The organism is Bifidobacterium sp. A11 (assembly GCF_000499185.1).
Lineage (GTDB): Bacteria > Actinomycetota > Actinomycetes > Actinomycetales > Bifidobacteriaceae > Bombiscardovia > Bombiscardovia mizhiensis.
In genome coordinates, this window is record NZ_AWUO01000003.1 from 158817 (window position 1) to 170568 (window position 11752).

Consider the following 11752-nt stretch of genomic DNA (forward strand, 5'->3'; position numbering starts at 1 on the left):
TGCCTTGGCGAGGACTGGAAACAAAGCAATGGACGAGAATGCAATCCACCAATGGCTCATCGAGTGCTTCGGCCCGGTGCAGGGCGAGCTGGCCTGGAGTCAGTTCTCACAGCTGCCTGAGTCCATCCGCTCGCAGATGGCGGCTCAGGGAGCCGATCAGCTGCCCAAACCCGCCGAAGTCCAGGCTCTGATTCAGGCTTTCACGGCCGGAGGACTGAACACCCCGGCTGACATGCAGGCCCAGGCCGATCAGGGGCCCATCAACGTAGTTCTGGCCAAGAACATCGCTCTGGGACGCACCAGGGCCGACCAGTCCGATACCACCGTCACCGCCGAGGACAGCGAGCGGGTGGCCCGGGTCATGAGCGAGGCCAACCTCTGGCTGGACACCGTCTGCGCCTTTGACCCCGCCCCAGGCCAGACCGACGCCCTGACCCGTGCCGGATGGATCGAGGGCAGCATAGATGCCTGGGTCCAGTTCGCCTCCCCGGTGGCCCAGGCGGTCAGCGAGGCCCTGACCTCCGTCATAAGCCAGCGCTTCCAAGGCTTCGACCAAGGCGAGATTTCGGGGATGTTCGCCGGACCTGTGCCCATCCCCCTGCCCGACAACCTCAAGGATCCGACCACGCTGATGAAACTGCTGGGGAACACATCATTCGCCATGCAGCTGGGGCAGGCCGCTGGAGAACTGGCCAAGGAGGTCCGCGGAGGATTCGACCAGGGCATCCCGCTGCTCAAGAACCCCGCCGGAGCACTCATACCGCAGAACATCAAGGCCTACGCCAAATCCTTGGAACTGGACTTGGACGAGGTCACCCGTTACATGGCCCTCAAGGAAGCTGCCCATGCCCGGCTCTACGCCGCTGTCCCCTGGCTGATGCCGCGCTTCGAGGCCCTGATCGGCAAGTATGCCCGGGGAGTCTCCATCGACCTGGACGCTGTGGAGGACCAGCTGCGCGACGCTGAGCAAATCAACCCCGAATCCATCGCCGGCGCCATCAACCTCAGCAACGTCGGCATCGAGGACACTCCTGAGCAGAAAGAGGCCCTGCGCAGCCTTGGCGACCTGCTGGCCCTGGTGGACGGCTGGGTGGATTGCGTGGTCTGGAATGCCGGCATGGCCCACCTGCCCCACCTGGAGCAGTTGCGTGAGATGACCCGACGCGAGCGCGCCGTGGGAGGACCGGCCGAACAGACCTTCGAGTCCCTGCTGGGCCTGCATCTTCATCCCAAGCAGCTGCGTGAGGCCGCCGATCTCTGGGAGCGCATCACCGCCGACGAGGGAGTTCAGGGCCGTGACGGCCATTGGTCCCATCCTGACCTGCTGCCCTCCCTGCCCGTCAAGGACGAGGCCGAACAGGGTGGAACATCAACCTCGGCAGATGGACAATCGGAGCAGAAGACCGCCACTTCTGCCACTTCGGTGGACTGGGATGCCGAGCTGGACAAACTGCTGAATGCCGAAGACGGGGATTCCTCTCCCGATCAGGCCACCCCTGCAGGCTCCGACACTGCTGATGCCAGCACTTCAAATGACCAGGAACATTCGGATCAGGAAGCTCCGGGCAACCAGAAGAGCACTGGCAACGATTCCAAGAACACCGACGACGGTCACCCAGACCAGAACAACTCGGACAGCGGTGATTCGGACGGCGACCAAGCCTGAATCGCACTCAGCGATGGATGAACCGGCTGGGGGCGCGTCGAACGAAGGCGCTACCGTCCTTGTGCTCCGCATAGGAAAGGTGCAGGGTGTCCTCGGCCCGGGTCACCCCCACATACATAAGGCGGCGCTCCTCCTCCAGAGCATCCCCCTCGGGCGGTGAGCCAAAGGGAATCAGCCCCTCGGCACAGCCCACGATGAATACATGGGCGAACTCCAACCCCTTGGCGGCATGAATGGTGGAGACCGTGACCCTCCCCTGGCTCATGCCTCCCTCCAGCTGCTCCAGCACCTCTTGCTTGCTCAGATCAGCCGACTGGTTCTGCCAGCCTGACTCTGTACGCACCCGGTAGCCGATTCCGCGTTCGTGCAGGGCACGGCAGATCAGGGTCTGCTGGGCATTGATCCGCGTCAGGATTGCAAACTGGCCGGGCCGGGCCCCCTTCCGGATCATGGAGGATATACGGGAGGCCACTGCCCCAGCCTCATCACCATCGTCCTCGTAACGGGTCATCGCGACCCTGCTGCCCTCCTCACGGGCTGATGTCAGCTTCAGGTAGTCGTCACGCACCGGCGAGTGTGCCAGAATGCCGTTGGCATAGTGGACCACCCTTCCCGTGGACCGGTAGTCGGTGGACAAGTCCAGATCGGCCTTGATGCCCGGAAATTCCTGGGGGAAGTTCAACAAGTAGTAGGAGGTGGCCCCCGCAAAGGAGTAAATGGTCTGGGCCGGATCCCCCACCACGCACAGGTTCTGCCTGCCGTTGAGCCAGAGCTTCAGCAACCGATGCTGCAGGGGCGAGACATCCTGGTACTCGTCCACGGTCAGCCAGCCGATGCGGTCTCGGATGTCAGCAGCAGCCTGGCCGCCCTCTTCCAAAATGTGGCAGACCAGCAGAAGAATATCGTTGAAGTCCATCTGATTATGGGCGGCCTTGGAGCTCTCGAAGACCGTATACAGGTCGGCCATCCGATCAGCCTCCAGACCGGCCGGTGGCAGACGGTGACTGGCCGCGCAAACCCGCACATAGTCCTGGGGGGCGATCAGCCCCACCTTGGCCCAGTTGATCTCCGCGGTCAGGTCCCTGACCTGGCCCGGGTCGGCCTCCTGCCCGCAGACCCGCTGGTAGGCGGATGACACCAGGGGACCGAGATCCTCAATAAGATCGGGAGGGTAGGTCTCGCTGACCTGTGGCCAGACCCGCCTGAGCTGGTGCAGGGCCGCCGAATGAAAGGTGGCCGCCTGCAGGGAGGCCGACACGCCAAGCTTGGTCAGTCGCTCACGCATCTCTGCCGCGGCACGGACCGAAAAGGTCACTGCCAAGGTTCTGGAGGGCTCCCAACTTCCACTGGCGCAGGCATAGGCCATCCGCCGGGTGATGGTCCTGGTCTTGCCAGCCCCGGCCCCCGCAACGATCCGCACAGGCCCATCAAGCACGGTGGCCGCCTGACGCTGGGCGGGGTCCAGACCCTCCAGCAATCGTTCCTCATCCTCATGCACACCCCCATTGTGTCAAAGGGCGGTACCGGAACCAGGTGCGGCGTGCCCATGTGGTCAAGTGGACAACCGTATCCACAACAGTCCTTGTATTATCCTTGAGAATGTGAGTGAACGAACGAAGCTGACCCTGGCCGCCCTGGCGTCGGCCGCCATGCCCGAGGTGCCCATGACCGGCGCGCGGGATTGCGACCAGCTCAGCAGCCTGGATCGTGCACAGGGCGTGGACTGCGCCGTGGTCCAGGACGCGACCGGCAACGTCTACGACGTCTGGGCCACCAGTTCGGAAGCCGGCAAGCGCCGATTGGCCGCTCGAGTCAAGGCGGCTCAGGCTCTGGCCGATGCCAAGGAGATGGCGGCCATGGGCTTCAAGGTCGAGCACATCCTGGCCTACCAGCCCGGCGAGAAGACCGATAGTCCGACCGGCACCACAGCTGTTGCCGTCATGACCCACTGCCCAGGCCGAATCCGTCCCCTCCATCTGCTGACCATGAACGAATGCACCGCCGCAGGCACTGCCATCGGCGCCATCCACCGGGTGCGCCCTGACTTTTTGAGAACCCACGGATATCCAGCCTTCTCCACTGCCCAGATCGCGACCCAACTGCGAGGATGGATCAAGCGGCTGCGCATGGATGGCCATGTGCCCAAGGAAATCACCGATTCCTGGGCCTCCATCGTGGCAACCGACGGGCTCTGGTCCTTTGAAACATGCACCGTGCATGGGGGCTTCTCCGACGGCGATTTGCTCTACGCGGGCTCCGGACTCAGCGGGGTCTACGGCTGGCAGGACATGCAAGTCAACGATCCTGCCCGTGACCTGGCCTGGATCTTCGCCAAGCTGGACGGGTCCCGCCGCAACGCCGTCATCGCGGCCTACGGCAGGATGATGGGGGCCCGGCTCGACGACCTGATCATGCTCAGGGCCAACCTCTGGCTGCAAATGGAACAGGTGGGCGACTTCATCACCGCCCTGGATCATGCGGATAACGAACGGATCATCCAATTCAAGGCCCAGGTGGAGCGCCTGGCCCAGCAGCTGGGCGACCACGAGCAGGATCAACGCGCCCGTCGACAGCAGCAGACGCCGAGTCCGTCACCCACTGGCGCACCCTCCACCATCACGGTGGGCACCCTGCTGGGCGACGACAATGCCGAAGATCCCTCGGCAGCGAAAGTACAGGAGAATCCGGCGTCAGAACAGGGCCCCGCCGCGACAGATGCGACAGCCTCACCTAAGGCACCCTCCTTTGAACCAGCAGATGAGAGTTCGGCCACCATCGCCATCAGCAGGGTGGAAATGGCTGACCTGGCCCAGACGCAGACTGCCATGGATCATTCCGATGCCAGATACAAGCCCATCAGGCAGGCCCGGAGCACAGACATCGGCAGCGATGATCAAGCCAAGCCACCAACTGTTGCTCCCCTCCACCAGGAGGAGGAATCAGGCCTCAGCGATCACTTCCGCGGCATTGGCAATCCCGCCACCAGCGACGAGGATGCGGATGACCAAGCGGATCCGAAGGCTGCAAGCAGCGACCAGCTCACAGACCAGTCCGGAGACAATCATTCCTCGAACGCCACTCAGACAGGAGGGACCGCTTCGCAGCCGCATGATGCTTCGTCAGCGCAAACTCTCACAAGCGATCAGGCTAAGACCATCGTCATTCCCAGAAAGTCCCTGCCCGAGCAGACTTCGGCATCACCTTCGGAGAGCGGCTCTTCCCCGGAGGAGCATCAGGGAGACGCTTAGAGCGTAATCACCCGGGCCAGCGAATAATGAGACCGGAAGATCCGTGGACCGGCAGGTCTGAGCGACGGAGAACAACCTTGGAGGTAGCAATGGATATCGAATTCGGCATCAAGAACGTGGCCCGCACGGTCAACTTCAGCACCAACGCCAAGGCGGATGAGGTGGCTGCACACATCGCCCAGGCCTTGAATGAGGGCGGACCCATCGATCTGGTGGATGACAAGGGCCGGCACATCATTGTCCCCAAGGAGTCGCTGGGCTACGCAGTGGTCGGTTCCGACACTACCCATCCTGTGGGCTTCGGCGTTCTGGGAGGCTCCTCCGACTGAGGCTGTGATCGCCTGACGGGGGCGGCCGGATCCTTGTGGTCCGACCGCCCCCGATTCGTATCCGCTAATCCTTCCAAGCCACAGGATGGCTTCCCCGGGCCCTGTCAACGATTCGGGCGACTACCTCGTCACTGGTGCTGTTCTCCCCCATGCGGTTGGGCTTGCCTTGGCCGTGCCAGTCCGATCCGCCAGTCACCAGCAGTCCCCAGCGCTGGGCCAGAGCCAGCAGCCGTCGGCGCTGCTCAGGTGGATTGTCCCGGTGCCAGACCTCCAGGCCACCCAGCCCCTCCCGGGCCAGTGCAGCGATCTGCTGGTCGGAGAGCAGGACAGGGTTGCGACTGACTGCACCGGGATGGGCGATGACCAGGACACCGCCTGCATGGTTGACGGCTGCCAGCACCTGGTGGGTAGTCGGCGAGGGTGTAGGCAGGTAGTAGGCGCTACTGGATGAGCAGACCCCGGCGAAGGCCTGGCTGCGGTCGGCATAGACACCGGCCTTGACCAAGGCATCGGCGATATGCGGGCGGCCCACCGTGGTCTTCGACCCCTCCTTGACCTGGTCCAGCACATCCTGCCAGGTGATCGGATAATCCCGGGAGATCCGCTCGACCATGGTTCTGGTTCTGGTCAACCTGGCCTCCCTGGTCTTGGCGAAGAGCCCGGCGATGACTGGGTCCCTGGGATCGTAGAGGTAGGCCAGCATGTGAACCGAGACACGGCCATCCTGCGCGGTGATCTCAGTACCCGGCAGCAGGGGCACTCCCAGGTCCCGGGCCGCCTTACAGGCCTCATCCCAGCCCGCATTGGTGTCATGGTCGGTGATGGCCAGACCTTCCAGTCCTAGCTGCTGCGCCTGCTCGACCATCCCCCGGGGCGTCACGGTGCCGTCGGAGAACACGGTGTGGCAATGCAGGTCCCAGCCAGAGGCCGTGCCAGTATCCTCATGCGTCATGCCTCCATCCTAAACTCGTGAACGCGTTCCCGTCTCAGAGAACCTTCCCAACCATTGAGGTGATGGACCCCATGAGCGAACCGACCTCGTCATCCACTTCCAGCTATCTGATTGCCGCCCTGACCTCGCTTGCAGCGCTCTACGCCAGCCTGGTCCTGTCAGCGGAAACCCTCCAGCTGGCACGCCACCCCCAGGGCCAGCTCAGTTGTGACATCAACTCGGTGGTCTCCTGCTCAGCCGTGGCCCAATCCCCCCAGGCCGAGCTGATCCGCCTGGGCACCCTGCCGGTACCCAATGCCTTTCTGGGACTGATAGCCGAATCCGTCTTCCTGACGCTGGCCATAGTGGGCCTGTGCCGTATCAAGATGCCCGCGTTGCTGGCGGCAGGGACCTGGCTGGCCTCGCTTGCCGCACTGGCCTATGCGCTTTGGTTGTTCACCCAGTCGCTCTTCGTCATCCACGCCCTCTGCCCCTGGTGCCTGGTCATGACCTTCGCCACCAGCCTGCAATTCATGGCCTTCAGCCACGCCACTGTCATCCAGCAGGGTCTGCCGCGCAAGCGGTCAGGATGGCTGCAGACATACTATCAGCGGCACTTCGATCTGATGGTCGACCTGGTCTGGCTGGTCGCCCTGGCCACTATCGTCCTAGCCGTGGAAGGATCCGCCCTCTTCGGCTGATCAGCAGCCGGGAACATGCTCCAGGGTCAGACGGGCCACCATTCTGGCCGGTCCGGTCAGCCAGACATCCTGCGGATCCACGTCCACTTCCAGACGGCCTCCGCCCACCTGGATAGTCCAATGGTCGACCCCGGTCAGGGCTCGCAACAGTACACCGCTGGCGCACAGACCGGTCCCGCAGGACAGGGTCTCGCCCACCCCACGTTCATAGACCCTCATGGTGGCCCGACCGCTGCCATTGTCGGCATCCAGGGCATCCAGACGCAGGAATTCCACATTCTGCCCCTCAGCCAGCCCGGGCCTGACCCGCGGCGGGGCCGACAGGTCCAGATCGCCCGGATCGGGCAGATCGGTCCTGGCCAGCAGGTCGGTCACGGTTTCAGGCAGTCCACCGGCCTCCAATTCGGCAGCGACTGCATTAAGAACGACTGCATGAGGATTACCCATATCCACCATGGTGCCAGGAGCCGAGCCGCCTAGGGCACCGCCGTCGACCAGCTGTTGCCCCACCGGGCCCATCCGCCAGGCCCCGACCTTGACCTTGAACACATGCTCGCCATCGCACTTCATCGGACTGTTTGAGACGATCCGCTTGACCCCGGCCCGGGTCCCCAGCAGGAAGGAGGAGCCCTCCATGGTCGGTGTCAGCCCCTGCTTCTGGGCGAAGAGGGTGACAGCCCGGGTCCCGTTGCCGCACATCTGGGCCAGTGATCCGTCCGCGTTGCGGTAGTCCATGAACCACTGACAGCCGAAGCGGTCGCATGCATCCACCTGATCCTGATCCAAGTCGCTGACATCGGCCGGGTGGGTCAGCCGGATGACCCCGTCGGCCCCGACCCCGAAATGACGGTCGCACAGCCAGCGCACCTGGTCGGCCGTAGGCTCCAGATCCCCCCGGGGATCGGCGTAGACCACGAAATCGTTGCCGGTGGCTTGCATTTTGTAAACAGTCCGGGGAATACTCATGCTTGTAGCGTACGGCCCTTCGGCGACAGGCTAGGCTGGTTCTTCGGCTGTGAAAGGAGCGGATCAGATGACATCAGATGCACCGATCGGGATCTTCGACTCCGGACTCGGCGGTTTGAGCGTCACCGCAGCCATCCGCAACCTCCTTCCTCAAGAAAACCTGCTCTACTTCGGCGACTCCGCCTATGCCCCCTACGGCACCAAGGAGCCAGCCCAGATCGCCCAGCGCTGCCAGGTCATCGGCGACCGGTTCATGGACCAAGGCATCAAGGCCATGGTCATCGCCTGCAACACCGCCACCAGCGTCTGCGTGGATGAGATGCGCCGACGTTACCCGGTCCCTGTCATCGGCATGGAGCCGGCCCTGAAGCTGGCCTGTACGCGTGGAGGAGGACAACCTCAGCGGGTTCTGGTCACGGCCACCCCGCTGACCTTGAAGGAAGCCAAGTTTTCGCGTCTGATGGCACGGTTCTCCGGCAGGCATACCATCCTCACCCAGCCCTGCCCGGACCTGGTAACCATTGTGGAGTCTGACAGGCTGAATGACCAGGCCCTGGTCGATGCCACCCTGCACCGTTATTTGGACCCCTATGATCTGCAGACCCTGGATGCCCTGGTCCTGGGCTGCACTCACTTCGTCTTCTTCCGCCAGTCCATCGCCCGCATTTGCCCGCCGAGCCTGGCACTGATCGACGGTAATCCTGGAACAGCCCGCCATCTCAAGGATCTGCTGGCCCAAGCCGATGCCCTCAACCCGGGCCCTGGCCCCGGCAAAGTAGAAATCGCCAACTCTGATTCCTCACCGGCCATGCTGGATCTGTCCAAGCGGCTACTGGCCTCCTGCCGCCCCTGATCGGCTTGTCCAACGTTCACGCATAAGCTGTCATCAAGCGCGGATATCTGTCAGGAATCGAGGTGCCCATGGCACGCAAAAGAACAGCCGTCATCGACGTAGGCGGTGGTTACCGGTCCATCTTCGGCGCCGGCGTCTTCGACCGTTGCATGGAGCAGGGCATCACCTTCGATCACTGCTATGGGGTCTCGGCCGGCAGCGCCAATCTAGCCTCATTCCTGTCCGGCCAGCTCAGACGCTGCTACCGCTTTTACACGGTGTACTCCTCCCGCAAGGAGTACGCGAGCGTGAGCAACTTCCTGACCAAGCACACCTTCGTCGATCTGGACTATGTCTATGGCAAACTGTCTGCCCACGATGGAGAATGCCCGCTGGATTACCAGGCTTTGAAGGCCAATCCGGCCCTGTTCACCGTAGTGGCCTGCAAGGCCACTGACGGATCCACTGTCTACTTCGACAAGTCAGACCTGGCCCAGGACAACTACGATATCCTCAAGGCCTCATCCACCGTGCCCGTGGCCAACAAGCCCTACATGATCGATGGCGTGCCCTATCTGGACGGCGGTATCGCCGACCCGGTTCCGGTCCGCAAGGCCATGGACGAGGGCTACGAGCGTATCGTCCTGGTCCTGACCCGTCAGAGGGACATTCTGCGCGAGCAGAAGAAGGATGTCCTGCCGGCCCGAATCCTGGCCAGAACTTATCCTGCGGCCGGCGGGCGCCTGATGGAGCGCTACCGCACCTACAACGACGAAGTGGCACTGGCCAAGCAGGCCGAAAAGAAGGGCCAGGTGCTCATCCTGGCCCCGGACAGCCTGTGTGGGCTGACCACGCTGAGCAAGTCGCTCAAGGGACTCAACGCCATGTATGACAAGGGCTACCGGGCAGCCGAGGCCATAGCCGACTTCCTGGAAAGCTGAGCAAGGCCTTACAGAACCGGCATCTCGGCCCCGCCCTCTGTGCCCGCGCTCCTGCGGCCATGGCGGGGATCCGCACTCCCCTGGGTGCTCTGGGCGGTCATCAGCGCTGCAGTCATCTGGTTGAAGAGCTCGTTGTAGCCACCGGGGGTCGCCGCTGGCAAAACCAGGGTCTTGGCATTGTCGGACTCGGCCAGCGAGCGCATCACATCCAGATATTGGTTGAAGAGCACCACATTGTTGACGGCATCGATATCCATGCCCACTGCCCGCAGACTGTTGATCTGATCCACAATGCCGTTGGCGATCTCCCGCCGGTAGTTGGCCTGGCCCTCACCCTGCATCCTGGTCTTCTCGGCATCAGCCCTGGCTTGGGTCTCAATCTCAATCCGACGGGCCTCGGCACGCTCCCTGGTGGCCTCCTTCTCGCGCTGGGCCGCATTGATGGAGTCCATGGCCTGCTTGACCTGGGTGGAGGGGTCAATGGCAGTGACCAGGGTCTTGATGACTGAGAATCCGAAGCGCTGCATCTCCTGGCCCACAGTCTGCTGCACATCGGAGGCAATATCATCCTTGCGGGCGAAGGCATCATCTAGGCTCAAGGCCGGAATGGCCGACCTGAGGGCGTCCTCCATGTAGGAGCGCAACTGGCCCGCCGGGTCGACCAGCTCGTAGTAGGCCGTGGATACATTGGCCGCCTCCACCCGGAACTGTGCGGAGACCTCGACGGTGACGAAGACGTTGTCCTTGGTCTTGGTCTCCAGCTTGACATTCAACTGGTTGACCCGCAGGTTGGTCTTGGCGACTATCCGGTCCACCAGGGGAATTTTGGCGTGGATACCTGCCAGCGCCACGCGGTGGTACTTGCCGAAGCGCTCAATGACGTCCGCCTGCTGCTGGGGTACCACGAAAATCCCCAGAAGGAAGATGATCAGCGCCAGAACCAGCACGACGATCACAATGGCGATGCCCAGATGCATGAGTGTTCTCCTTCGAGCTTAAAACCCTTGGGGCCGGACTTGAAAACCGCACCATTCCGGCCTTTCCTCCCATCACCATACATGATGGACTCGTCTGAATACTCGGTTCGGGCACACAAAGGGTAATAGACTCGGCTTAACAAGGCTTCAACCCGAAAGGATGAATATGGCAACACTACGCGGCATCGACGCCGATATCTTCCCCTTGGTTCTGGGCGGCAACACCTTCGGATGGACCAGTGACGAGTCCGAATCTGACCGGGTCCTGGACGCCTACACGGCAGCCGGAGGCAACCTGATCGATACAGCTGACGTCTATTCGGCCTGGGCCCCAGGCCACTCCGGCGGCGAGTCCGAGATCGTCCTGGGCCGCTGGCTGGCCAAGAACGGCAACCGCAACAAGGTCCTGGTGGCCACCAAGGTCAGTCAACACCCCCAGTACTCAGGCCTGTCAGCCAAGAACATCGAGGCCGCTGCCGACGCCTCCCTGCTCAGACTGGGCCTGGATGTGATCGACCTTTACTACGCCCACTTTGACGACAGCTCCACCCCCTTGGAGGAGACTGCGGCAGCCTTCGACAAGCTGGTCAAGGAGGGCAAGGTCCGGGCCATCGGAGTGTCCAACTACACACCGGACCGGATCCGTGAATGGTTCAGCATTGCACGCAAGGAGGGCCTGACCCTGCCGGTGGCCCTGGAGCCCCAGTACAACCTGGTCTACCGCAAGACCTATGAGGGTGGCCTTATGCAGGTCGCCAAGGACGAGGATCTGGCAGTCTTCCCCTACTTCTCGCTGGCTTCGGGCTTCCTGACGGGCAAGTACCGGACCATGGACGACCTCAAGGGCAAAAAGCGTGAGGGCATGGTCAAGGACTTCTTCACCCAGGAGGGGCTGGACGTGGTCGCCGCCATGGACGACATCGCCAAGGCTCACGGGGTCGAACTGGCCACCGTAGCCCTGGCCTGGCTCAACCACAGGCCTGGAATCGCAGCCCCCATCGCCTCTGCACGCACCCCTGAGCAACTGCCGGCCCTTCTGGCCGCCGCTCACCTGGAACTGAGTGACCAGGATATGCAGACTTTGGATCAGGTCAGCGACAAGGTCAAGGGCTGATCTGCAGCCGGTACCCCATCGCGGTTGCCTGCAGCAGGGCTTAATAA

11 protein-coding genes are annotated in these 11752 nt (G+C 62.8%); 7 read left to right on the forward strand and 4 right to left on the reverse strand.

The features are described 5' to 3' along the window. Positions 1-28: 28 nt before the first annotated feature. Positions 29-1666, forward strand: a complete 1638-nt coding sequence (locus P273_RS0104350) for a zinc-dependent metalloprotease (protein WP_024627265.1) — start codon at positions 29-31, stop codon at positions 1664-1666. Positions 1667-1673: 7 nt separating this feature from the next. Here P273_RS0104350 and P273_RS0104355 read toward each other — a convergent pair whose 3' ends face one another. Beyond that, positions 1674-3164: an ATP-dependent helicase gene (locus P273_RS0104355; RefSeq protein ID WP_024627266.1), complete on the reverse strand. Its 1491-nt coding sequence runs from the start codon at positions 3162-3164 to the stop codon at positions 1674-1676. Positions 3165-3267: 103 nt separating this feature from the next. On the opposite strand from P273_RS0104355, the gene P273_RS09245 reads away from it, so the two are divergent. Both P273_RS09245 and P273_RS0104365 read left to right on the forward strand, forming a co-directional pair. Beyond that, positions 3268-4914 carry a phosphotransferase gene (locus P273_RS09245; protein WP_024627267.1) on the forward strand — a complete coding sequence of 549 codons (1647 nt, stop codon included), beginning with the start codon at positions 3268-3270 and terminating at the stop codon, positions 4912-4914. Positions 4915-5003: 89 nt separating this feature from the next. Continuing rightward, entirely contained in the window at positions 5004-5243 is a 240-nt protein-coding gene (locus tag P273_RS0104365) for a DUF3107 domain-containing protein (RefSeq protein ID WP_024627268.1), read from the forward strand. Between the two features lie 64 nt (positions 5244-5307). On the opposite strand, the gene P273_RS0104370 is transcribed toward P273_RS0104365, so the two are convergent. After that, positions 5308-6195 (reverse strand): PHP domain-containing protein, encoded by an 888-nt coding sequence (locus P273_RS0104370; protein WP_024627269.1) that lies wholly within the window; start codon positions 6193-6195, stop codon positions 5308-5310. Positions 6196-6266: 71 nt separating this feature from the next. On the opposite strand from P273_RS0104370, the gene P273_RS0104375 reads away from it, so the two are divergent. Next, the gene (locus P273_RS0104375) at positions 6267-6875 is read left to right on the forward strand and encodes a vitamin K epoxide reductase family protein (protein ID WP_024627270.1); all 609 of its coding nucleotides are present in this window, start codon (positions 6267-6269) and stop codon (positions 6873-6875) included. Here P273_RS0104375 and dapF read toward each other — a convergent pair whose 3' ends face one another. Beyond that, positions 6876-7841 (reverse strand): diaminopimelate epimerase, encoded by a 966-nt coding sequence (dapF, locus tag P273_RS0104380; RefSeq protein WP_024627271.1) that lies wholly within the window; start codon positions 7839-7841, stop codon positions 6876-6878. It lies immediately after the preceding gene. Positions 7842-7908: 67 nt separating this feature from the next. Between dapF and murI the strand changes: the two genes are divergently transcribed. Together murI and P273_RS0104390 are read left to right on the forward strand one after the other, a co-directional pair. Further along, positions 7909-8694 carry a glutamate racemase gene (murI, locus tag P273_RS0104385; protein ID WP_024627272.1) on the forward strand — a complete coding sequence of 262 codons (786 nt, stop codon included), beginning with the start codon at positions 7909-7911 and terminating at the stop codon, positions 8692-8694. Between the two features lie 68 nt (positions 8695-8762). Next, positions 8763-9614, forward strand: a complete 852-nt coding sequence (locus P273_RS0104390) for a patatin family protein (protein ID WP_024627273.1) — start codon at positions 8763-8765, stop codon at positions 9612-9614. Positions 9615-9622: 8 nt separating this feature from the next. Here P273_RS0104390 and P273_RS0104395 read toward each other — a convergent pair whose 3' ends face one another. Then, positions 9623-10591, reverse strand: coding sequence for an SPFH domain-containing protein (locus P273_RS0104395; RefSeq protein ID WP_029676141.1), 969 nt, complete (start codon positions 10589-10591; stop codon positions 9623-9625). Between the two features lie 166 nt (positions 10592-10757). Between P273_RS0104395 and P273_RS0104400 the strand changes: the two genes are divergently transcribed. After that, positions 10758-11705: an aldo/keto reductase gene (locus P273_RS0104400; RefSeq protein WP_024627275.1), complete on the forward strand. Its 948-nt coding sequence runs from the start codon at positions 10758-10760 to the stop codon at positions 11703-11705. Positions 11706-11752: the final 47 nt, after the last annotated feature.